This is a genomic window from Pseudomonas sp. B611 (assembly GCF_055407965.1).
This window is the reverse complement of the sequence record NZ_JBUZST010000010.1, coordinates 46,858-69,720: the sequence shown is the minus strand read 5'-3', so window position 1 is coordinate 69,720 and position 22,863 is coordinate 46,858. Positions and strand designations below refer to the sequence as shown.

At 61.5% G+C, this 22,863-nt stretch carries 20 protein-coding genes, 2 tRNA genes and 1 pseudogene; 18 read left to right on the top strand and 5 right to left on the bottom strand.

Annotated features, from left to right (window positions below):
- Positions 1-10: 10 nt before the first annotated feature.
- The 9 genes from ACZRMO_RS20330 to ACZRMO_RS20290 all read left to right on the top strand — a co-directional run bounded on the left by ACZRMO_RS20330 (position 11) and on the right by ACZRMO_RS20290 (position 7,857).
- On the top strand, positions 11-1,036 hold the full coding sequence (locus tag ACZRMO_RS20330; protein ID WP_463973990.1) for an NAD(P)H-dependent glycerol-3-phosphate dehydrogenase: 1,026 nt from the start codon (positions 11-13) through the stop codon (positions 1,034-1,036).
- A gap of 10 nt (positions 1,037-1,046) precedes the next feature.
- Positions 1,047-1,394 (top strand): DUF4389 domain-containing protein, encoded by a 348-nt coding sequence (locus tag ACZRMO_RS20325; RefSeq protein WP_463973989.1) that lies wholly within the window; start codon positions 1,047-1,049, stop codon positions 1,392-1,394.
- Positions 1,391-1,840 (top strand): phosphohistidine phosphatase SixA, encoded by a 450-nt coding sequence (gene sixA, locus ACZRMO_RS20320; RefSeq protein WP_463973988.1) that lies wholly within the window; start codon positions 1,391-1,393, stop codon positions 1,838-1,840. Before ACZRMO_RS20325 ends, sixA begins: the two co-directional genes overlap by 4 nt.
- Positions 1,841-1,925: 85 nt before the next feature.
- Positions 1,926-3,575, top strand: coding sequence for an AMP-binding protein (locus tag ACZRMO_RS20315; RefSeq protein WP_463973987.1), 1,650 nt, complete (start codon positions 1,926-1,928; stop codon positions 3,573-3,575).
- A 31-nt stretch (positions 3,576-3,606) separates the two neighbouring features.
- Complete coding sequence (locus ACZRMO_RS20310) at positions 3,607-4,050, top strand: hotdog fold thioesterase (protein ID WP_017734313.1); 444 nt, start codon at positions 3,607-3,609, stop codon at positions 4,048-4,050.
- Between the two features lie 97 nt (positions 4,051-4,147).
- Entirely contained in the window at positions 4,148-4,951 is an 804-nt protein-coding gene (locus tag ACZRMO_RS20305; protein ID WP_463973986.1) for an alpha/beta fold hydrolase, read from the top strand.
- The gene (locus ACZRMO_RS20300) at positions 4,948-5,802 is read left to right on the top strand and encodes an alpha/beta hydrolase (RefSeq protein ID WP_463973985.1); all 855 of its coding nucleotides are present in this window, start codon (positions 4,948-4,950) and stop codon (positions 5,800-5,802) included. Before ACZRMO_RS20305 ends, ACZRMO_RS20300 begins: the two co-directional genes overlap by 4 nt.
- 102 nt (positions 5,803-5,904) lie before the next feature.
- On the top strand, positions 5,905-6,723 hold the full coding sequence (locus tag ACZRMO_RS20295) for a DUF4892 domain-containing protein (protein ID WP_463973984.1): 819 nt from the start codon (positions 5,905-5,907) through the stop codon (positions 6,721-6,723).
- 72 nt (positions 6,724-6,795) lie between these two features.
- Positions 6,796-7,857 (top strand): AI-2E family transporter, encoded by a 1,062-nt coding sequence (locus ACZRMO_RS20290; protein WP_124525302.1) that lies wholly within the window; start codon positions 6,796-6,798, stop codon positions 7,855-7,857.
- Between the two features lie 126 nt (positions 7,858-7,983).
- Here the strand turns inward: ACZRMO_RS20290 and ACZRMO_RS20285 are convergent, their stop codons facing one another.
- Positions 7,984-9,021, bottom strand: a complete 1,038-nt coding sequence (locus tag ACZRMO_RS20285; protein WP_463973983.1) for a sensor histidine kinase — start codon at positions 9,019-9,021, stop codon at positions 7,984-7,986.
- A complete protein-coding gene (locus ACZRMO_RS20280) occupies positions 9,021-9,785 on the bottom strand; it encodes a response regulator (RefSeq protein ID WP_277990704.1) in 765 nt (254 codons plus the stop codon). The genes ACZRMO_RS20285 and ACZRMO_RS20280 overlap by 1 nt, the downstream gene beginning before the upstream one ends.
- 259 nt (positions 9,786-10,044) lie before the next feature.
- On the opposite strand from ACZRMO_RS20280, the gene pyrF reads away from it, so the two are divergent.
- Positions 10,045-10,743 (top strand): orotidine-5'-phosphate decarboxylase, encoded by a 699-nt coding sequence (gene pyrF / locus ACZRMO_RS20275; RefSeq protein ID WP_017734306.1) that lies wholly within the window; start codon positions 10,045-10,047, stop codon positions 10,741-10,743.
- A gap of 130 nt (positions 10,744-10,873) precedes the next feature.
- On the opposite strand, the gene ACZRMO_RS20270 is transcribed toward pyrF, so the two are convergent.
- Entirely contained in the window at positions 10,874-11,878 is a 1,005-nt protein-coding gene (locus tag ACZRMO_RS20270; protein WP_463973982.1) for an NADP-dependent oxidoreductase, read from the bottom strand.
- Between the two features lie 228 nt (positions 11,879-12,106).
- Here ACZRMO_RS20270 and ACZRMO_RS20265 point away from each other — a divergent pair, with 228 nt between their 5' ends.
- The 4 genes and pseudogenes from ACZRMO_RS20265 (at position 12,107) to ACZRMO_RS20250 (ending at position 16,565) form a co-directional block, all read left to right on the top strand.
- Complete coding sequence (locus tag ACZRMO_RS20265) at positions 12,107-12,868, top strand: SDR family oxidoreductase (protein ID WP_463973981.1); 762 nt, start codon at positions 12,107-12,109, stop codon at positions 12,866-12,868.
- A 202-nt stretch (positions 12,869-13,070) separates the two neighbouring features.
- Positions 13,071-14,483 (top strand): aminotransferase-like domain-containing protein, encoded by a 1,413-nt coding sequence (locus ACZRMO_RS20260; protein ID WP_463973980.1) that lies wholly within the window; start codon positions 13,071-13,073, stop codon positions 14,481-14,483.
- A 24-nt stretch (positions 14,484-14,507) separates the two neighbouring features.
- A pseudogene (locus ACZRMO_RS20255) lies at positions 14,508-15,707 on the top strand (HAMP domain-containing protein); the annotation flags it as partial.
- Positions 15,684-16,565, top strand: a complete 882-nt coding sequence (locus tag ACZRMO_RS20250) for a methyl-accepting chemotaxis protein (RefSeq protein WP_463974045.1) — start codon at positions 15,684-15,686, stop codon at positions 16,563-16,565. The pseudogene ACZRMO_RS20255 and the gene ACZRMO_RS20250, both read left to right, overlap by 24 nt.
- Before the next feature lie 36 nt (positions 16,566-16,601).
- Here the strand turns inward: ACZRMO_RS20250 and ACZRMO_RS20245 are convergent, their stop codons facing one another.
- Complete coding sequence (locus ACZRMO_RS20245; RefSeq protein ID WP_463973979.1) at positions 16,602-17,414, bottom strand: alpha/beta fold hydrolase; 813 nt, start codon at positions 17,412-17,414, stop codon at positions 16,602-16,604.
- Between the two features lie 118 nt (positions 17,415-17,532).
- A complete protein-coding gene (locus ACZRMO_RS20240; RefSeq protein WP_448184780.1) occupies positions 17,533-18,303 on the bottom strand; it encodes a hypothetical protein in 771 nt (256 codons plus the stop codon).
- A gap of 359 nt (positions 18,304-18,662) precedes the next feature.
- Between ACZRMO_RS20240 and ACZRMO_RS20235 the strand changes: the two genes are divergently transcribed.
- From ACZRMO_RS20235 to ACZRMO_RS20220, 4 genes are all read left to right on the top strand, one after another.
- A tRNA-Glu gene (locus ACZRMO_RS20235) sits at positions 18,663-18,738 on the top strand.
- Between the two features lie 4 nt (positions 18,739-18,742).
- Positions 18,743-18,818, top strand: a tRNA-Gly gene (locus ACZRMO_RS20230).
- 228 nt (positions 18,819-19,046) lie between these two features.
- Positions 19,047-20,867: a tyrosine-type recombinase/integrase gene (locus ACZRMO_RS20225; protein WP_200656413.1), complete on the top strand. Its 1,821-nt coding sequence runs from the start codon at positions 19,047-19,049 to the stop codon at positions 20,865-20,867.
- Between the two features lie 310 nt (positions 20,868-21,177).
- Positions 21,178-22,743: an SNIPE associated domain-containing protein gene (locus ACZRMO_RS20220; RefSeq protein WP_308936197.1), complete on the top strand. Its 1,566-nt coding sequence runs from the start codon at positions 21,178-21,180 to the stop codon at positions 22,741-22,743.
- Positions 22,744-22,863 lie beyond the last annotated feature (120 nt).

Here is a 22,863-nt window from a genome sequence, read left to right as displayed (position 1 = left end):
CGGATTGCATATGACTGAACAGCGCCCTATTGCGGTCCTCGGAGGCGGAAGTTTTGGCACCGCCGTGGCTAACCTGCTGGCCGAAAACGGCCACGCGGTACGCCAGTGGATGCGTGATCCCGAGCAAGCCGAGGCCATCCGGGTACACCGCGAAAACCCCCGATACCTTAAAGGCATCAAGATCCACGCGGCGGTCGAACCCGTCACGGACTTGCTGGCAACCCTGACGGCGTGCGACCTGTGCTTCGTCGCGCTGCCGTCCAGCGCCTTGCGCGCGGTGCTGGCGCCCCATGCCGAGCGCTTGGCCGGCAAGCTGCTGGTCAGCCTGACCAAGGGCATCGAGGCGCAGACCTTTATGCTGATGAGCGAAATCCTCACCGAGATCGCCCCCGAGGCGCGCATTGGCGTGTTGTCCGGGCCGAACCTGGCGCGGGAAGTCGCCGAGCACGCGCTGACCGCCACGGTGGTCGCCAGTGAAGATGAGGAACTGTGCGAGCGGGTCCAGGCCGTGCTGCATGGCCGCACCTTCCGCGTCTACGCCAGCGGCGACCGCTTTGGTGTCGAACTGGGCGGCGCGTTGAAAAACGTCTACGCGATCATCGCCGGCATGGCGGTGGCGCTGGGCATGGGTGAAAACACCAAGAGCATGTTGATCACCCGAGCGCTGGCCGAGATGACCCGCTTTGCGGTGAACCAGGGCGCCAACCCGATGACCTTCCTCGGGCTCGCCGGCGTGGGCGACTTGATCGTCACCTGCTCGTCGCCGAAAAGCCGCAACTACCAGGTCGGTTTCGCCCTGGGCCAGGGCTTGAGCCTGGAGGACGCGGTGACGCGCCTGGGCGAAGTGGCCGAAGGCGTCAACACCCTCAAGGTGCTGAAGGCCAAGGCTCAGGAAGTCGGCGTGTATATGCCGTTGGTCGCCGGGTTGCACGCGATCCTGTTTGAAGGGCGCACCTTGAACCAGGTCATCGAGCTGCTGATGCGCGCCGAGCCGAAAACCGATGTCGATTTTATTTCCACCAGTGGTTTCAACTGAGGAACGCGTCATGAACGATCAGAAAGCAGCGCCCAAGTACGAATCCATTGTGTTGCGCATCCTGTGGATGCTGGTGTTTGTCCTGGTGTGGCAGGTCGCGCAGTTCCTGCTCGGCGCCTTGGTGGTGGTGCAACTGATCTACCGCCTGGTGTACGGCGCGCCGAACCTGGGCCTGATGAACTTCGGCGACAGCCTCAGCCAGTTCCTCGCGCAGATCGGCCGCTTCGGCAGCTTTCACACCGAGCAAAAGCCGTGGCCATTCGCCGATTGGCCAACCCCGCGCGCACCCGAGGGAGAAGCCGCCCACAGCGTGCCGCCCGCGCCGCACCCGGTGCGCGATGAAGAGCCAAAACTGTGAAGCTGTGGATTTTGCGCCACGGTGAGGCCGAAGGGCATGCCCGCACGGATGCCGAGCGCAACCTCACCGAACATGGCCGTGGCGAAGTCTTGCGCAGTGCTGCGCACCTGATCGGCCTGCCCCTCAGTGCGATCATCGCCAGCCCCTATGTGCGGGCGCAGCAGACCGCACAACTGGTGCGCCAGGCCTTGGGCTTTGAGCCGCAAATTCGCACGGTGCCGTGGCTGACCCCCGAGGGCAACCCGCTGCAAGTGCTGGAAAAACTCGACACCGATGACAACGTGCTGCTGGTCAGCCACCAGCCGTTGGTGGGCAGCCTGATCAGCTTTTTGCAGCATGGCCATCAGCGTCAGCCGCAACCGATGCACACCGCGAGCCTCGCGGAACTGGAAGGGGATTTCCCGCTGGCGGGGCTGATGAGCCTGGTCAGCGTGAAGAATCCGTAGGCTGAATCGCTGCTTTGTGTGTGCTATATAGTCAGCCAAGCAAGTGCTTGGTTGGCTATGATCGGACCACAAAGGAGCGCGTCCCATGCCCGTCGCTTTTCGTTTGCCGTTGCAGGTCTTCTTTGAACGTGAAGCGCGCCATCCGCGCAAAACCTTTCTGGTGCAGCCCGTTGGCGGTGGCGAGGTGCACAGCCTCACCTGGGGCGAAGTCGGCCACCAGGCCCGTTGCGCCGCGCACTGGCTGCGTGCCCGCGAACTGCCCCGTGGTTCGCACATTGCCCTGATCTCGAAAAACTGCGCGCACTGGATCATCGCCGACCTGGCGATCTGGATGGCCGGGCATGTCTCGGTGCCGCTGTACCCCAACCTCACTGCCGACTCCGTCGCTCATGTGCTGACGCACTCCGAGACGGCGCTGGTGTTCATCGGCAAGTTGGACGATTGGCCCGCCATGGCGCCCGGTGTGCCCGCAGGTGTGCCGACCATCAGCCTGCCGCTGTGCCCGTCCGGCGCGTTTGATTTCAGCTGGGCCGACCTGCAAGCCTGCACGCCTATTCAAGACAACCCAGAGCCTGCGGCATCGGACCTTGCGACCATCATCTACACCTCCGGCACCACCGGCCTGCCCAAGGGCGTGATGCACAGTTTCGGCGCCCTGGGCTTTGCCGCCACGCGCGGCACCGAAGTGTTTGGCCTGGGGGAGGGTGACCGGTTGTTGTCGTACTTGCCGCTGTGCCATGTGGCCGAGCGGATGTTTGTTGAGATGGCGGCGATCTATACCGGGCAAACCGTATTTTTCGCCGAGAGCCTGGATACCTTTCTGACAGACCTGCGCAGGGCGCGGCCGACGGCGTTGTTTGGTGTGCCGCGCATCTGGACCAAATTCCAGCTGGGCGTCTACGCCAAGATCCCGCAAAAGCGCCTCGATACCTTGTTGCGCCTGCCGTTTATCGGCAAGCGTGTGGGCCATAACGTGCTCGCCGGCCTCGGCCTGGATGCGCTGCGCATCGCCCTGTCCGGCGCGGCGCCGGTGCCCGAGGCGCTGCTGCGCTGGTATCAACGCCTGGGCCTGGATGTGCTGGAGGTGTATGGCATGACCGAAAGTTGCGGCTATTCCCATGTGTGCCGCCCCGGCCAGCAGACAATCGGCTGGATCGGCCAGCCATGCCCGGGTGTTGAAGTGCGCATCGACGCCTCGGGTGAAGTGCAGGTGCGCAGCGGTGCGACCATGCTCGGTTACTTCAAGGACCCCGGGAAGACCGCCGAGACCCTCACCGCCGATGGCTTCCTGCGCACCGGCGACAAGGGCGAGCAGGACGCCGACGGCCGCCTGCGTCTGACCGGGCGGCTCAAGGAAATCTTCAAGACCAGCAAAGGCAAATACGTGGCCCCGGCGCCGATTGAAAACCGCCTGGCCGAACATGCCCACATCGAGCAGGTGTGCGTGGTCGGCGATGGCCTTGGCGCGCCGCTTGCGTTGTGTGTGCTATCGGCGCTGGCGCACGACCGCCAAGCCCTGCACGGCAGCCTTGAACGCTGGCTGGAGGCGGTCAACCAGGGGTTGGATAAACATGAGCGCCTGCGCCAATTGGTGGTGGTGAATGACAACTGGGCGGTGGAAAACGGCTTCCTCACGCCGACCCTGAAGATCAAGCGCAACGTGATCGAATCGACTTACGGTGCACATTTGCAGACTTGGAGCGAGCGTTCCGAATCCGTTCTGTGGCAGGATTAGGCTCATCATAAAACCAACAAAGGACTCCCCCATGGGCCTGTGGCGCACCCAACCCAACATCGAACAACTCAACGCAATCCAGAAAAACACCATTGGTGAACTGCTGGACATCCGCTTCGAAAGCTTCGACGACGAATCCCTGACCGCCAGCATGGTGGTCGACCACCGTACCCATCAGCCCTACGGCTTGCTGCACGGCGGCGCGTCGGTGGTGCTGGCGGAAAGCGTCGGCTCCATGGCGGCCTACCTGTGTATCGACGCCAGCAAGTTTTATTGCGTGGGCCTTGAGGTCAACGCCAACCACCTGCGCGGTGTGCGCAGCGGGCGGGTGACGGCGGTGGCGCGGGCGATCCATATCGGCCGCACCACCCAGGTGTGGGACATCCGCTTGACCAACGACGACGGCAAGGCCAGTTGCGTTTCGCGCCTGACCATGGCCGTGGTGCCGCTGGGCGAGCAGCCGCCGGCGCGATAGGCGTGGCGTGAGTGTCATCATTCCTGGCAGTTACAGTCATTGCTGTTGCGGCCAGGCGTGGTGACAATCGATTTCTGTTTTTGTAGATGAGTCCGGTATGTCGCAGCACGTGTTTTTTGCCCACGCCAATGGTTTCCCTTCGGCTACGTACGGCAAGTTGTTTGCCGCCCTGGCCCCGGAATACGCCGTGGCTCACTTGCCGCAGCACGGTCACGACCCCAGGTTTCCGGTGGACGATAACTGGCAGAACCTGGTAGACGAGTTGATCCACCACCTGGAACAGCAGCCGGAACCGGTGTGGGGCGTCGGTCATTCCTTGGGGGGCGTGCTGCACCTGCATGCGGCCATGCGTTGCCCGCAGTTGTACCGTGGCGTGGTGATGCTTGACTCGCCAGTGCTGACCCGTGCCGACCGCTGGGTGATCCGCGCCGCCAAGCGCCTGGGGTTTATCGACCGCCTGACCCCGGCCGGGCGCACCCTGGGCCGGCGTGAAGAGTTCAATGACCTGGACAGCGCGCGCAGCTACTTTGCCGGCAAAACCCTGTTTCGCGGTTTCGACCCGGAATGCTTCGACGCGTACTTGCAACATGGCCTGCACCAGGTGGGCGACCGCCTGCGCCTGCGCTTTGACCCGGCCACCGAAATCAGCATCTACCGGGGCGTGCCCCACACCAGCCCCGGCCAGGTGCGCCAGTTGAAAGTGCCGCTGGCGGTGGTGCGTGGCCGCCAGAGCCGGGTGGTAATGCGTCACCACGCCAGCGGCGTCGATCGCCTGCCCATGGGCGAAATGCTCACCATGCCCGGCGGTCATATGTTCCCCCTCGAACGCCCCCAGGACACCGCGACCTTGATCAAAAACCTGTTCTCCCGCTGGGCCGCCCGTGAGGGCCACTGCGCATGAGCGCGCCGGTGGAAGAAGTGCGCCTGAGCCTGCCCCATATACAGCTGGCGGCCCATCTGTTCGGGCCCGAAGACGGTTTGCCGGTGATCGCCCTGCATGGCTGGCTGGACAACGCCAACAGCTTTGCGCGGCTGGCGCCGAAGCTTCAGGGCTTGCGCATCGTCGCCTTGGACATGGCGGGGCATGGGCATTCGGCGCATCGTCCTGCAGGGGCCGGTTATGCCTTGTGGGATTACGTCCACGACGTGCTGCAAGTGGCCGAACAACTGGGCTGGAAACGTTTTGCATTACTTGGCCACTCCCTTGGCGCCATCGTGTCCCTGGTGCTGGCCGGTGCCTTGCCGGAGCGCGTGACCCACCTGGGTTTGATCGACGGCGTGATCCCACCGACCGCCAGCGGCGAGAACGCCGCCGAACGCCTGGGCATGGCGTTGCAGGCGCAATTGGACCTGCAAGACAAGCGCAAGCCGGTCTACGCCACCCTGGACCGTGCCGTGGAAGTGCGCATGAAGGGCCTGGTGGCGGTCAGCCGCGAAGCCGCCGAACTGCTGGCCCAGCGCGGTTTGATGCCGGTGCCGGGCGGTTACACCTGGCGTACCGACAGCCGTTTGACCCTGGCATCACCGATGCGCCTGACTGACGAACAAGCCATGGCCTTCGTGCGGCGGGTGGGTTGCCCTACGCAGTTGGTGGTCGCGGCCGACGGCATGCTGGCGAAACATCCAGAATTGCTTTCCCAGCTACCTTTCGCCGTGACCACGCTGCCTGGCGGCCATCATTTGCACCTGAATGACGAGCCCGGCGCGGCTCTTGTTGCAGACTGTTTCAATCGGTTCTTCTCTGCGCCTTGACTTGGCGGGGTCAACTGCCGAGGCTGGGCGGATTGAAAGGGAGTCAACCATGAACCATCTCAACACTGCTCTGACCTCCGCTGGCCACGGCGCGTTGATTCTATGAGCGTGCGTAACGGCTGTATCCGTATCCTCGGGCTAAGCCTGCTCAGCCCACTGGTGTTCGCCGCCGACGTGCCGGGTAGCCAGGACCTGTCCGCCGTGGCCCGGCAAGTCGACGCACAAATCGTCGACTACCGCCCCGCTGAAGAAAAGGAACGCATCTACCCCATGGGCGCGATCCGCAAGATCAGCGGCCAGTTGCGCTACGAAGGCCAGGCCACCGCACGCGGTCAGGCCACGGCGATTACCTATGAGTTGCCCGCCGAGCACAGCTCCAGCACCGCATTTACCGCCACGCGCGAGGCGTTGCAGGCCAAAGGCGCGCAGTTGTTGTTCTGGTGCAAGGCCCGTGATTGCGGAGAAAGCAGCCTGTGGGCCAACGAGATCTTCGGCAACGCCAAGCTGGTGGGGGCCGACAGCGAGCAGGAATACTTGCTGCTGCGCCTGGCCGAGCCGCAAGAGAACAGCCTGATCGCGCTGTATGCCATTACCCGTGGCAACCGCCGTGCCTATCTGCACGTGGAGCAGTTGGATGCCGGCGCGCCGCTGGGTGACCTGCTGCCCACCTCGGCCACGCTGTTGCGCGAGCTTAAAAGCACCGGCGAGCTGGACTTTCCTGCCTTGGGTGCCGAGCCGGATGACACCTGGCTGACCCTGATTTCCCGCGGGCTCAACCTCGACACCACCCTGCGTGTCAGCCTCGCCGGCCCGAATGCCGAAGCCTGGCGCCAGGCCTTGATCGGCAAGGGCGTGCGTGCCGCGCGCCTGGAGACCGGCACCGGTGACACCAAGGGCCTGCACCTGCATCTGATACGCTAGGCGTTATCGGGCGAACGGCCCCGCGCCGTTCGCCTAAGCTGTCTTCCTAACGCCTTCCTCTAGAGATACCCCATGCTCAATAACGATCGCCTGCTGGTGCAAATCCTGCTGCTGGTGCTGTTTGGTGCCAGCTTCTGGGTCATGGCGCCCTTCTGGTCGGCGCTGTTCTGGGGCGCGGTGCTGGCATTTGCCAGCTGGCCGCTGATGCGTTTGTTGACCCGCGCGCTGGGTGGCCGCGAATCGCTGGCCGCCGGCATCCTGACCCTGGGCTGGATGTTGCTGGTGGCGGTGCCGCTGGTGTGGCTGGGGTTCAACCTGGCGGATCATGTGCGCGATGCGGTGGCGTTGATCAAGGATATCCAGGTTGACGGCCTGCCCGAAGCGCCAACCTGGCTGGGTTCGATCCCGTTTGTTGGCGAGCGGCTGGTGGGCATGTGGGACAGCATCGACCAGCAGGGCGCTGCGTTGATGGTCACGCTCAAACCTTACCTGGGGCAGGTCGGCAACTGGCTGCTGGCGCGCAGTGCGCAGATCGGCGGCGGCATTCTGGAGCTGACCCTGAGCCTGGTATTCGTGTTCTTTTTCTACCGTGACGGGCCGCGCCTGGCGATGTTCGTGCACCGCCTGCTGGAGCGCTTGATCGGTGACCGTGCCGGTTACTACATCGAACTGGTGGCGGGCACCGTGCAACGGGTGGTCAACGGCGTGATCGGTACTGCGGCGGCCCAGGCGCTGCTGGCGCTGATCGGTTTCCTGATCGCCGGCGTGCCGGGCGCGCTGGTGCTGGGCATCGTCACCTTCCTGCTCAGCCTGATCCCCATGGGCCCGCCGCTGGTGTGGATCCCGGCCACGGCCTGGCTGGCGTGGAAGGGCGACTACACCTACGCGGTGTTCCTTGGCGTGTGGGGCACGTTCATCATCAGCGGCGTCGACAACGTGCTCAAGCCTTACCTGATCAGCCGTGGCGGCAACCTGCCGCTGGTGATCGTGCTGCTCGGGGTGTTTGGCGGGTTGATTGCGTTTGGGTTTATCGGCCTGTTTATCGGCCCGACGTTGTTGGCGGTGGCGTATAGCTTGCTGATGGATTGGAGTGCCACTCAGGCCCAAGGCCGCCGCGAGGACAAACCCTTATAACTGAGCGAGTGGAGATCATCGTGGGAGCTGGCTTGCCTGCGATAGCGGTGGGTCAGCCACACATGCATCAACTGACAGTCTGCTATCGCAGGCAAGCCAGCTCCCACATGGGCCTGCGCTAGCCTGTCAGTTTCGGGGCAGCCACATGACCGCAGTCAACCCACCGCCTGGGGTTTCCTCCAGGCTCAGCTTTCCGCCCAAGCGCTCCGCCGCATCCTTGGAAATCGTCATGCCCAAACCAACGCCACCGGAATTGCGGTTGCGCGAACCTTCCAGGCGATAGAACGCTTCGAACACCGCCTCACGCTGATCCGCGGCAATCCCCGGCCCATGGTCGATCACGCGGATGATCAGGGCCTCCCGGCTGTCTTCCAGTTCGACCCGCGCCGTGCCGGCATAGCGCAACGCGTTGTCGATCAGGTTGTTGAGGCACGAGCGCAAGGCCATCGGTTGTACCTGCAATGGCGCGCACGTGCCGCCGTGTTGCACGTCGGAGCCTTGGTCCTGGGCGTTCTCGCTCATGGATTCCACCAGCGCCTGCACGTCGAGCCAATGCCGGGTTTCGCTGGTGCGCTGTTCGTGCAGGTAGCTCAGGGTCGCGTCGAGCATGCCGATCATATCGTTGAGGTCCTGGCGCATCTGGCCCTGCAACTTGGGGTCTTCGATCTGTTCCAGGCGCAACTTGAGGCGTGACAGCGGCGTGCGCAGGTCATGGGACACGGCGCCGAGCATGCGCGCGCGCTGGCTGACCTGTTCGCGGATGCGCCGTTGCATCAGGTTGAAGGTCGATGCGGCCTGTTTCGCCTCGCGTGGCCCGGACTCGTCAAGGGGCGGGCTGTCGAGGTCCAGGCTCAGGCGTTCGGCGGCTTCGCTGAGGCGCTGGATCGGCCGGCTCAGCAGCTTGGCGCCGTACCAGGCGGCGATGATCAATGAGAGGAACTGGAACGTCAGCGGCACCACCGGCCCGCCAAACCAGGGGCGACGGTGTTCCTTGATCAGCGGCACCATGCTGCCGTCCGGTTGCTCGATAAAGGTTTCCTGGGGCCGCGGCGGTGGCGGGCCGTAATAGCGGAACCAGGCGATGGCCAGCACGTGGGCGAGGATGATTGCCACCAGCAATACGCCGAACAGCCGCCCGAACAACGTATTGAAGGTGGCACGCATCAGCCGATATCCCGGGCGTCGAACAGGTAGCCTTCACCGCGCACGGTCTTGATCAGCTGCGGTGCCTTGGGGTCATCACCGAGCTTCTGGCGCAGGCGCGAGACCAGCAGGTCGATGCTGCGGTCGAAGGCTTCGATGGAGCGACCCCGGGCCGCATCCAGCAACTGTTCGCGACTCAATACGCGGCGCGGCCGTTCAATAAACACCCACAGCAGGCGGAACTCGGCGTTGGACAGCGGCACCACCAGGCCATCGTCGGCCACCAGTTGGCGCAGCACGCTGTTCAAGCGCCAGGTGTCGAAGCGGATATTGGCGCGCTGCTCGGTGCGGTCATCGCGTACGCGGCGCAGGATGGTCTGGATGCGGGCCACCAGTTCACGGGGTTCGAACGGCTTGGACATGTAGTCGTCGGCGCCCAGTTCCAGGCCGATGATGCGGTCGGTGGGTTCGCAGCGGGCGGTGAGCATCAGGATCGGGATGTCCGACTCTGCGCGCAGCCAACGGCACAGCGACAGGCCGTCCTCCCCTGGCAGCATCAGGTCGAGCACCACCACGTCGAAGGTTTCGGCCTGCATGGCCACGCGCATGGCCGCGCCGTCGGTGACGCCGGTGGCGAGGATGTTGAAGCGCGCCAGGTAGTCGATCAGCAGTTCACGGATCGGCACGTCGTCATCGACAATCAGCGCGCGGGTGTTCCAGCGCTTTTCATCGGCGATCACCGAACCTTTGTGCTCGTCGTTCATGGAGACGGGAGGGGTATGCATAGTGCGGTCATCTGCCTGGTTGTGACGGTCAGCATAGGCGCCCAGCCCCATGGCTGGAAGTGCTGGACGGTGGGGCGTGCAGGCGAGGCTAGCGGTGGGGCGTGTTGGGGGCATGTCGTGAATGTATCAGCTTTGAAATAATCGGCTGAAACACCCGTTTCAGTGCGTCCTGTCAGTATTTACCGATCATCGGATCCCGCAACGGCCCTGCTTGCGCTACAATCCGCGCCGATTTCGACTTGCCTGAGAGCCCATTCCAATGTCCGTCTGCCAGACTCCTATCATCGTCGCCCTGGATTACCCCACTCGTGACGCCGCACTGAAGCTGGCTGACCAGTTGGACCCGAAGCTTTGCCGGGTCAAGGTCGGCAAGGAACTGTTCACCAGCTGTGCCGCAGAAATTGTCGGCACCCTGCGTGACAAAGGCTTCGAAGTGTTCCTCGACCTTAAATTCCACGACATTCCCAACACCACCGCCATGGCCGTGAAAGCTGCCGCCGAAATGGGCGTGTGGATGGTCAACGTGCATTGCTCCGGTGGCCTGCGCATGATGACCGCCTGCCGTGAAGTGCTGGAGCAGCGCAGCGGCCCGAAACCGCTGCTGATCGGTGTGACCGTACTGACCAGCATGGAACGCGAAGACCTGGCCGGCATCGGCCTGGACATCGAGCCGCAGGAACAAGTGTTGCGCCTCGCGGCGTTGGCGCAGAAAGCCGGCCTTGATGGCCTGGTGTGTTCGGCGTTGGAAGCCCAGGCGCTGAAGACCGCGCACCCGTCGCTGCAACTGGTGACCCCGGGGATACGTCCTGCAGGCAGTGCCCAGGATGACCAGCGCCGAATCCTGACGCCGCGCCAGGCGTTGGATGCGGGTTCTGACTACCTGGTGATTGGTCGCCCGATCAGCCAGGCGGCGGATCCGGCGAAGGCGTTGGCGGCAGTCGTCGCCGAGATCGCCTGACCCGATCATTCCCACGCTCTGCGTGGGAATGCCTCCTGTGACGCTCAGCGTCATGCTTTGGGACGCAGAGCGTCCCGGGCTGAATTCCCACGCAGAGCGTGGGAACGATCGAACCCTTCTAGTTCTGTATTCAGACCTTCAGCACCAATTTCCCAAAGTTCTCACCGTTGAACAGCTTCATCAGCGTCTCCGGGAACGTCTCCAGCCCTTCCACAATATCCTCCTTGCTCTTGAGCTTGCCCTGGGCCATCCAGCCGCCCATCTCTTGCCCGGCTGCGGCGAAGTTGGCCGCGTGATCCATCACCACAAAACCCTCCATGCGCGCACGATTGACCAGCAATGACAGATAGTTGGCCGGGCCTTTCACCGCTTCCTTATTGTTGTACTGGCTGATCGCACCGCAAATCACCACCCGCGCCTTCAGCGCCAGGCGGCTGAGCACGGCGTCGAGAATGTCGCCGCCGACGTTATCGAAATACACGTCCACGCCCTTGGGGCATTCGCGCTTGAGCGCCGCGGGCACGTCTTCGTTTTTGTAGTCGATGGCGGCGTCGAAACCCAGCTCATCCACGAGGAATTTGCACTTGTCGGCGCCACCGGCAATGCCCACCACACGGCAGCCTTTGATCTTGGCGATCTGCCCGGCAATGCTGCCCACTGCACCTGCCGCGCCGGAGATGACCACGGTATCGCCGGCCTTGGGTGCGCCGGTGTCCAGTAGGGCGAAGTAGGCGGTCATGCCGGTCATGCCCAGTGCCGACAGGTAGCGCGGCAGCGGCGCCAGTTTGGGATCGACCTTGTAGAAACCGCGCGGCTCACCGAGGAAATAATCCTGCACGCCCAAGGCGCCGTTCACGTAGTCGCCGACAGCAAACTTGGGGTTGTTCGACGCAATCACTTTGCCTACGCCCAGCGCGCGCATGACCTCGCCGATACCCACCGGCGGGATGTAGGACTTGCCTTCATTCATCCAGCCACGCATGGCCGGGTCGAGGGACAGGTATTCATTGCGCACCAGCACTTGCCCGTCCTGCGGTGTGCCCACCGGGACTTCCTGATAGGTGAAGGTGTCCCGCGTGGCGGCGCCGACCGGGCGTTTGGCGAGCAGGAATTGGCGGTTGGTCTGGGCAGTCATGGCAGGGACTCTTTTAGAAATGAACCATGATTGATAGACCCAGAACGGCTTGCGAGCAAGGTTCACCGGCCAGTGCGAATGCCCATCGATAGGCAAGGCTGATAGTCACGCCGGTGGCCTTATCACTGTGATCCATGCAGCGCCAACCGGCCTTCTGATAGTGCTGACGCGCCCGTCGCCGCGTTGGCTAGACTCGCCGCACGGCTATTTCTCCCAAAGGACATCCCCATGAGCATGACGTTTTCCGGCCAGGTCGCCCTGGTGACAGGCGCCGCCGCCGGTATTGGCCGCGCCACCGCGCTGGCGTTCGCCGCCGAAGGTTTGAAGGTTGTGGTTGCCGACCTGGACGCCGCGGGCGGCGAGGGTACTGTGGCGCTGATCCAGCAGGCGGGCGGTGAAGCGCTGTTTGTGCGCTGCAACGTCACCCTGGAAGCGGATGTGCAGCAACTGATGGCGCGCACGGTCGCCGCCTATGGTCGCCTGGACTACGCCTTCAACAATGCCGGGATCGAGATCGAGAAGGGCAAGCTGGCCGACGGCAACATTGATGAGTTCGACGCCATCATGGGCGTCAACGTCAAAGGTGTGTGGTTGTGCATGAAGTACCAACTGCCACTGTTGCTGGCTCAGGGCGGCGGGGCGATCGTCAACACCGCATCGGTGGCGGGTTTGGGCGCAGCGCCGAAGATGAGTATTTATGCCGCCTCCAAGCATGCGGTGATCGGCCTGACCAAGTCGGCGGCCATCGAGTACGCGAAAAAGCACATCCGCGTGAATGCGGTGTGCCCGGCGGTGATCGATACCGATATGTTCCGCCGTGCCTATGAAGCCGACCCGCGCAAGGCTGATTTCGCCGCCGCCATGCACCCGGTCGGGCGCATCGGCAAGGTCGAGGAAATCGCCGCCGCCGTGCTCTATCTGTGCAGCGACGGTGCCGCGTTCACCACTGGCCAGGCGTTGGCGGTGGACGGTGGCGCGACCGCCATCTAGGACCTGCAAACGCACCCCAACTGAAAAGGTTCGGGGTGCTGTGGGGGGTTTCCATAGCTGGCAAAATGCCGCGTCTTAATATGTATCAGTAGGTAAATAATTCAATAAAATCAATACTTTAGTAAAACTTGGCAAACGGCCGCGACGTACTTCTGTGCTTAACTCTTGTGGGTTGAATAACAGACAGTGAAGTGAGTGGCTCATGGATTTAGGGATCGATCGACAAGCCCTTGTACCGGTGGTGCAACAGATCATCAGCGCGGTGGCGCAATGGATTCGCAAGAGCGGGGCAAGCCCTGGCACGCGTCTGCCGTCCATCCGCCAATTGGCCCTCGACAACCTGCTCAGCCAATCCAGCGTCATCGAGGCCTTTGAGCGCATGGTGGCCCAGGGGCTGTTGGCCTCCAAGCCGGGGTCGGGGTTTGTCGTGGCCGAGCCCACGGCTCATCACGAGCACCATTGGTATGAAGGTGCGGAGCAAGACTGGGGAGCCTTCACCGACGGCCCCCTGGGTGAGCTGAAACTGGGGTGTGGCTGGTTGCCGGATGCCTGGCGCGAAAGCGATGACATCAACTATGCGATCCGCGAGGTCAGCCGCACCGACACCGGCGGTGTGTTCAACTACAGCACCCCGCTGGGGTTGCCGGTGCTGCGCGAACAATTGCTCAAGTGCCTGGCCCGTATGCACGTGGCCAGTAGCCTCGACCGCATTCTCACCACCCAGGGCGCCAGCCAGGCCCAGGACCTGCTGATACGCACGCTGCTCAAGGCCGGCGACACGGTGGTGGTGGAAACCCCAGGCTACGGCAACCTCTATCGCCAGTTGGCCTTCCAGGGCGTCAAGCTGCTGGAGGTGCCACGCACCCGTGGCGGCCCGGACATTGCGGTGCTGGAAACGCTGTTGCAGGTTCATCGCCCCAAATGCCTGTTCATGAGCAGCCTGTATCACAACCCTACCGGCACCAGCCTGTGTCGCACAGTGGCCGAGCGCCTGTTGCAACTGGCCCAGGCCGAAGATTTCCTGATCATTGAAGAAGACGTCTTTGGCGACCTGCAGCATGCCAGTTGCACGCGTCTGGCGGCGTTGCCCCATGATGACCGGGTGATCTACATCTCCAGTTTCTCCAAGACCTTGAGCAGCGCCCTGCGGGTGGGCTATCTCTGTGCCAGCACCGCGATCATCGCGCAACTGGTCAACCTCAAGACCCTGACCGGCCTCGGTACCTCGCGGTTTGCCGAGGCGGTGGTGGCGACGCTGCTGGCCAATGGCACCTATCGCAAGTGGGTGCAGCGCCTGCGCAAGCGGCTGAATACGCAAATGTCCGCTACCCTGCAAGTGCTGGAGGATGAGGAGTGGGAGGTGTTTGCCGTGCCCGCCGGGGGCATGTTCCTGTGGGCGCGCCCTGGGGTGGGGGATCGTGCGCGATTGTCGGCCTGTGCCCGTCGACTGGGCGTGCTGCTGTCGCCGGGGGCGCTGTTCAGCCCGGCGGGTGAGCACAGCGATTGGCTGCGGATCAATGTGGCCTATGCGGCTGATCAGCGTGCCTTGGCGTTGTTCCGCAGTATGGGGCCTGCCAGATCGACCTCGACCATTCTGAAAACGACGAACATGTAGCTTTTTGCCATTATTGTGGCGCCAATGCCTTGTGTCGGTGGCCCGTGGTTGCGAATCTCATTGCTGGTCAATCGGGCTGGATGGCAGCTGCCATTGCAAGAGGGTTCAAGTGCAATGATTTCAGGCGTGCAACGACGTTTCGCCAACCTCGGTATGGCGAAGAAACTGGGCTTGGGCTTCCTCTTGGTGCTGTTGCTGACGGCGTTGGTGGCAGCGATTGGGGTGTGGTCGCTGCAAACCGTGGGTCAGCGTTTTGAAGGCCTCAACAGCATGTCCTCGCTGAACAGCGGTTTGCTCAAGGTGCGCTTGATCGAGCAGGACTACGCGCTGCACGCCGACCCCAAGGCCGTCGAAGACTTGCATGCGAGCGTCGATGCCTTGGCGGCCCTGGCGGCGAGCCTCAAAGCCCAGTCGGCCGCCAATGTGCCGGCCATGACCGATGTCGAGCAAGCCTTGGCCGCCTACCGCAAGGCGTTCGACGAGTTTGTCGAGCTGACCCAGACCAAGGACCTGGCGCTGGAGATGGCCAGTTGGTCGGTGTCCAGCGTGGCCAACAACCTTGACGTGTTGCAGGCCGGCCTGGCGGATGACGGCGCCTATGGCCTGAAGGAAAGCCAAGGCAAGGAGGGCGCCGAGTTTATCGAGCAGGCGGGGCAGGTCAGCCAGGTCTCGCGGCTGATGTTGCAAGCGATGAACGAGGCCCACGTGCGCCTGGACCAGAGCCGCAAGGGCGATGAAGACAGCGGCGAACAAGGCAAGATCGAGCAGGCCGACCAGGCGCTGGCCCAGGTCGAACAACTGAAAACCGCGGTCAAGGACCCTGGCTACCAGACGGTACTTAACGAGGTCTCCGGGCATATCGCCGCGTTCAGCGAGAAACTCGGTGAGTACACCGGCCTGTTGGCGCAGGAAAAGATCGTCTACAAACAGCTGCGTGAGCGCGCCGAGCAGGTGGTCAACCGGGTCAACCAGGCCTATGCCGCCGAAGACCAGTCGATGCAGGCGCAACTGCAGAGCAGCACCATGTTGATCATCGGCTCGTCTGCCCTGGCCCTGTTGGTGGGGCTGATTGCGGCGCTGGTGATTACGCGCTTGATCGTCGCGCCGCTGCGCAGTGTGATCGCCGTCGCGCAGCAGATTGCGGCGGGTGACTTGAGCGGGCGGATGGAGGTCAGCCGGCGCGATGAGATCGGCCAGTTGATGCTGGCGATGCAGCAGATGGGCAATGGTTTGAGCCAGATGGTCAGCGGGTTGCAGGCGGGCATCGAGCAGTTGGCCAGCTCGGCGCATTCACTGTCCAGCGTCACCGAACAGACCAATGTCGAGGTCAGCAGCCAGAAGGACGAAACCGAGCAAGTGGCCACGGCGATGAACCAGATGACCGCCACGGTGCACGACGTGGCACGCAACGCCGAACAAGCCGCCCAGGCCGCGCAAACTGCCGATAACAAGGTGGACAGCGGCCAGCAGGTGGTGCGCCAGAGTTTGCAACGTATCGAGTTGCTCGCCAGCTCCAGTACCAGCGCCAGTGCCAGCATCGAAAGCCTCAGTGCCGAAATCCAGAACATCGGCACCGTGCTGGGGGTGATCAAAAGCGTGGCCGAGCAAACCAACCTGCTGGCCCTCAATGCCGCCATCGAAGCCGCTCGCGCCGGGGAGCAAGGCCGTGGTTTCGCGGTGGTGGCCGATGAGGTGCGCGCGCTGGCCAAGCGCACCCAGCAATCCACCGAAGAAATCGAGCGGCTGGTCAGCACCTTGCGCAGCGCGGCGCAGTCGTCGGTGCAGCAGATCCAGCACAGTGGCGAGTTGGTGAAACTGGCGGTCAGCGATGCGTTGGAAACCGAGAGCGCCTTGGGCAGCATCGCCACGGCGGTGTCGTTGATCCAGCAGATGAACCAGCAGATTGCCGCGGCGGCCGAGGAGCAAAGCTCGGTGGCCGAAGAGATCAACCGCAGTGTCACCAGTATTCGCGCCAGCGCCGATCAGTCGGCGTTGAGCATGCAGGGCAATGCCGCGTCGAGCATCCAGTTGGCGCAGTTGGGCACGGAACTCAAGGGCATGGTCGGGCACTTCCGCCTGTGATCGCTACACGCCAGTAGCGACCAGGGAGGCGGGCGGTCAGGCGTGGTTGGCGAGGAAGGTCAGCAGCGCCTCATTGACGAAGTCCGGGTTCTCCCGGGCGCTGATATGCCCGGCGTCGGGGATCAGGATCAGGCTGCAACCGATCAATTCGGCCATTTCCCGGGATTCGGTGGGTGGCCTGGGTTTGTCCTGTTCGCCGCACATCACCAGGGTGGTGTCGGCGTCCAGGCGCGGAAGTTGGTCCAGTACATCCTCGCGGCTGAAGATCAGGCGGCCCAATGGCACGACGCTGCTCAGCAGGCGTTCCCTGGAAAAATCCTGCAACGCCTGGCGAAATTCCTGATACAGCGCAGACTCGCGGTCGATTTCCGCGCGAAAGAAGATCGGTGCGATCACGTCCAGCAACGGCTCGGGAATGGCACCGGCGTCTTCGATCATCTTGAACAGCGAGAAGTAGTACTGGCGCGTGGCTTCGGGCTCGGCGCCGAGGTGGGTGTCCATCAGCACCAGGCTGTTGATACGCTCGGGTGCCAGCAGCGCCAGGCGTGCGCCCCACATGCCACCGACCGACAGGCCCACCAGGTTGACCTGGGCGATGTCCAGGTGGTCGAGCAGCGCCAGGGCCTGGCGTGCCAGGTCATCGAGGGATTGGGTGTGGCTGGGCAGCGGGCCCGATTCGCCATGGCCCCACAGCTCGGGGACGATCACGCGGTATTGTTGCGACAGGGCTTCGATCTGCGGCGCCCACATCGTGCGGTCCCACAGGTAGCTCGACCCCAGCAGCACGGCGGGGCCGCTGCCTTGGTCGATATAGTGCAACGGTTGTCCATCTATCACGGTGACAGGCATAGCAGGCCTCTGACTTCACGGAGTGAGGGGCACTTTTTTACGCTAGAAGGGGGCGGGGCGATAGATGCAAAGTGATGGCATGTGGCGAACCGGGTTCGCCACAGGGGAGTGGGGTCGATCAGTCGTAGATGACTTTCTTTTTCCACTCGGCGTCGGCGTCGACCACCTTGAGGCCTTCGGTCAGTTCGTTGACCTCATCCTCGGCCGGTTTGCTGTTGGTCAATACCGTGGAGTTGGCGCGTGCCAGTTGTGACTCCAGCAATTGCAATTGCGCGGCATAGATCACCGGCTCCGGCTGTTTGCGCAGGTACTGCACGCCACGTTCGAACGCCAGGCGCGCCTGGCCGGGCTGGCCCTGTTGCAGGGCATGCTGGCCAAGGTTGTTGAAGAACTCGATGTGCAGCAGCACCAGGATGTGGCGGATTTCCTTGATCCAGTGCTTGGCTTCGTTGGTCGGCAGGAAACCATCCTGGGCGGCGCGAGTGACCTGGCCGTGCAGGGCTTCCAGCAGGAAGCGTACGTCCTTGGCCTTGGCTTCGGTCTGGATCGGTGCCGGTGGGTTATTCACCGGGATCGATTCGCCCTGGGCAATCAATGCGTTCAGTTCGGTGATACGTGCCTTGAGCGCTGCACTGGTCTTGTTGAGGTTGAGCAGGCGCTGGTTGACGTTGAGCTCCAGGCGGGTCATCAGCAGTTTGAGCGCCGGGGTCATCAACTGGCCAGGGAACGTCTCGGTGATTTCACCGCAGCGACGCAGGCGATCATTGAGCTCGATCACGGTGCGCTGCTTTTCCAGTTTGTTGTTTTCCACCACGTGGTTCATGTAGCCAATGGCGATCAGTATTACGATCCCGGCTATTACCAGCAGGGTGATCAGGAGTGGTGTCACCGGTGTGACCTCTTTGTAGGGTTTGCAGTGGAGTGTAGTGATTGGGGCATCTGGCGGATAGGACTGATCGACCAGTTGCCCAGGTAGATTCTTCTATATAGGTAAACGTTCCCTGCATAGATGCACATTGCCATCATTTGCTGCAGCGAACTATAACGTCTTGTCGTGCGCCAGAATATAGGCGCCAAGGCGCAGACGGGCAGATTGCCTGCTCCGGCCTGGAAAGCAGGGCGAAGTCATTGATTTTAATAAATTTATCCTTGGGGGTTGACGACCTTTCAATCCATCCATAGAATGCGCGCCACTTAGACGCGTAAAGCAAGCAGCGAAACGCGGTTGAGGAGTGAAGTTGTACGTGTGTCCCCTTCGTCTAGTGGCCTAGGACACCGCCCTTTCACGGCGGTAACAGGGGTTCGAGTCCCCTAGGGGACGCCATATTGCGGGAATAGCTCAGTTGGTAGAGCACGACCTTGCCAAGGTCGGGGTCGCGAGTTCGAGTCTCGTTTCCCGCTCCAAATTATGATCTACAGAGTTCCATTAAAGTCTGTAAGTCATTGAAATCAGGACCTTTGGGTCCTTTTTTCGTTCCAGTGAAATCTGCTGAAAACCACCGCCAGCAAGTCTTTTTAAGTCCATTTTTGAGTCCAGAGTAAAAACGGCGGGGTTGACATCGGTTTTTTGCTGGAGGAGCGCACGCGGCGAGCGAAACATCAGGTCCTGACCTTACGTTCAGGAGCTCGATCATGGCGCTTTCAGACCTCACTATCCGGCAAGCCAAAGCCACTGGTAGCCACTACACCATCAACGATATCGATGGCCTGTCCCTCGCGGTTTCCGGTGTGGGCGGTAAGTCCTGGCACTTTCGCTACTACTGGGCCGACAAGCAAAAGCGGATGTCTCTTGGAACCTATCCAGAGGTGAGCTTGCGGGAGGCTCGTGCACTACGCGATGGTGCACGTGTGCTTCTCAGCAAGGGCGTGAACCCGCGGCTTGATCGCAAGCAGAAACGTCAAGCCGTCCAGCTTGCCGATCAGAACACCTTCAAAATCGTGTATGAAAAATGGCTCGATCATCGATGCCTGGTGCTCAAGGAAGGGCGTCAGAGCACCCTGTCGCAGATTCGTCGCGTCTTTACCAAGGATGTTCTGCCGATGATCGGCCGCAGGTCCATCTACGAGCTGCAGCGCCCCGACCTTCTTGATGTTGTCGCACAGATTGAGCGTCGAGGCGCACTGACGGCGGCGGAGAAGGTCCGCACCTGGTTTCGCCAGCTGTTCCGCTATGCGCTCGTCGTTGTGCCAGGCCTGCAGCAGAATCCTGCGTTTGATCTGGATGTGGTAGCGCTGCCTCAGCCGCCCGTTCGCCACAATCCGTTTCTTCGGATGGAAGAATTGCCGGGCATGCTGCAGCAGTTGCGCAACTACCCGGGTCGGCTGCAGACGCAGTTGGGACTTCGGCTTCTGCTGTTGACCGGCGTGCGTACGGGGGAGCTCCGACTCGCCACGCCGGATCAGTTTGATCTGGCGGCGGCTCTGTGGATCATCCCGCCGGAGGTAGTGAAGCAGCTGCAGCTTGGGATGCGTAAGGCTGGCAAGCGCGCTAGTGATATTCCTCCCTACATCGTTCCGCTGTCTGAACAGGCCTTGGAGGTGGTGCGTTACCTCCTGGATCATCTGAGGCCGGCACAGCGGTATCTATTGGCGCACAACAGCAATCTCACCAAGCGCATCAGTGAGAACACCCTGAACGCCGCGCTGAAGCGGATTGGCTATGCGGATCAGCTAACGGGGCATGGCATTCGTGGAACCCTATCGACGGCGCTGAACGAAATTGGGTATCCGAAGATTTGGGTGGATGCGCAGTTGTCACACGCGGACCCAAACAAGGTTAGCGCTGCCTACAATCACGCCGAGTATGTGGGCCAACGGCGGCGCATGATGCAGGATTGGGCTGATCGGCTCGATCTGTTCGAGCAGAATCAGTTTGAGGTCGCGAGCAGGCATCTGACGGTTCGAATCGAGGCGGTACCGCGGACTGCTGGAGGAGAGGGCAATCTCGCCTCGGCAGCAGAAGCTGGAGATATGCTCGTGCCGGCCAAATTCGGGGCCGCTCCCATGCCGAAACCGGTTGCGGAGAAACAACGTATCTCGGCTATCACAGGGCCAATGGCGAGCAATCTCAGTACGATTTCGGATCAACGAGAGAAGCTTAAGATCTACAACTCACCACACAATTTGCCGGCCGAAGTTTTCGCTAAGCTATCGGGCAGGTCGCGCCGCTGGATCAGCTACGAGATCAAAGCGAAAAGGGTGTTGGCACTGGCTTTTGGTAATCTTGGCCACCGGATTCCCGACTGGCACTTGGATCCCACCAAGCATATGCTCGTGCAAAAGGTCTTGAGCGAATTTCCGGAGGCTGATGCGTGGGAGTTGTACAAGGCTCTAACGCGCTCGGAGGTTGCTCTCGACGGGCAGTCAGCTGTCAGTGTGGTGACCGCAGCGACTATCAGCTCAGTGTTTGCAGTACTCTCTCAAAGCCTAGGAGAATCGCCAGGTCTGCATTAGAGGAACCAGGTCGCTCGACCCCATGTATGGGGTGCAAGGGGTAGAGTGTTCGAATCACTCCGTCCCGACCATCTATTCTCAAGAAATCCAGGAGCTTAGCGGTTCTTGGATTTTTTTATGGGCACGTGTTTTGTCCCGCCTGAGATTTTGTCCCCACTTTTTGCCCCACCCAGATTTTCGGTCCTCGAATGGCACTCTTATGCGTTTCATCGCGGGCTGCGAGGTGAATCTGGTGCTCGGCACCAACCTGGTGGCGCAATGCCAGCCTTCAAGGTAGCATTTGCTCCACGAAAACACAGGGATGTAGCCAATGGAATTGCTAGCCGCTTTTGCGGGGATCGTGGCGTTTGTTTTTTTGGTAAAGAACACCAAGGCTCAGGGTGTTATTAGCCAGCTTCGCCTCGAGCTCGGCGCTAGGAAAAATGATCTGTCTGCGATGGAGGACGAGAAAGTCGAACTGACCCGTCAACTCCAGCAAGCACTTCACGAGCTCAAACGCTTTGAAGGAATTATTGACGCCGAAGCCGAGGCGGAGCGCGTCTCCGAAGAGACTAAGTCAGAGCGCGCGCGTTTATTGCAGCTTGCACAGTCCAGGGTCGAGCAGGCAGAAATGCGATTAGCGCAGGCAATCGCAGATGCCGACAAGATCGTGGGCAACGCCAAGACGCAAGCACTGGAAGTTGCGGGTGACGCGCTCGAGGCGCAGGGGAAGGCCAAGCAATATACGGAAGCCGCCCAAGCGATGAAAAACATCATCGAAGGTTACGGCAACGCCTATATCGTTCCGACCTATAACCTCCTTGATGAGCTTGCCGAAGAGTTCGGCTTCACCGAAGCGGGCCAGCAGCTGAAAGCGGCTCGTGATTATAGTCGGCTGATGGTGAAGACTGGTCGGGCCGCCAACTGCGCGTATGTCGAAGCCAATCGACGAGAGATTGCCATCCGATTTGTAATCGACGCATTCAACGGCAAAGTTGATTCCATCTTGTCTCGCTCGAAGTCTGATAATCACGGCAAGCTAGAGCAGGAGATTCGAGATGCCGCTGCGCTGGTGAATCTCAATGGCGCATCGTTTCGTAATGCGCGAATCAGTGATGACTATCTGAAATCCCGCTTAGAGGAGCTGCGCTGGGCCGTCACAGCGAAGCTCCTCAAAGAGCAAGAGCGTGAGGAGCAGCGTCAGCTCCGAGAGCAAATTCGTGAAGAAGAAAAGGCTCGCCGAGAGTTCGAGCGGGCAATCAAGGATGCCGCCAAGGAAGAGAGCACACTCCGAAAAGCTCTCGAGAAGGCCCAGGAACAGGTTGCCGCTGCAACCGCTGCGGAGCGGGCGACCTTCGAATTCAAGCTTGCGGAACTTCAGGAGCAATTAAAGGCTGCCGAGGATAAGAACCAGCGAGCTTTATCGATGGCCCAGCAAACCCGTGCTGGCCATGTGTATGTGATTTCGAACATCGGATCGTTCGGTGAGCAGGTCTTTAAGATTGGTATGACGCGCCGACTCGAACCGCTTGATCGAGTACGTGAACTGGGGGACGCGAGCGTGCCATTTGAATTTGACGTGCACGCCTTGATATTCAGTGACAATGCGCCGGGGCTCGAAAAGCAGCTCCATCGCCACTTTCTTCGGGAGCAGGTAAACAAGGTAAATCCACGCAAAGAATTTTTCCGGATAGGTTTACCTGCCATTCGACAAGAGCTTGAGGCGCTGGGGGTAGAAACGCAGTGGACGATGAGCGCGAAAGCGAGAGAGTATCGAGAAAGTCTGCGAATCGAAGAGCAGATTCTAGATAATCCCGCCATCGCTGCTGAGTGGACACGCCACCAGTTGGAAGTGGAGGAATCCATTGAGCAGGCTGAGGAGGAGATTGTCGCTTAAGTGGTTGCACGCATGGGGCGGTTGAGCTTGTGACTGAGCTTAGTAACTGACTCCGACAGCAATGGTAATTGTGATGGCGTAATGTCAGCAGTGCACAAAACAACTGGTTGATCCCGGGCA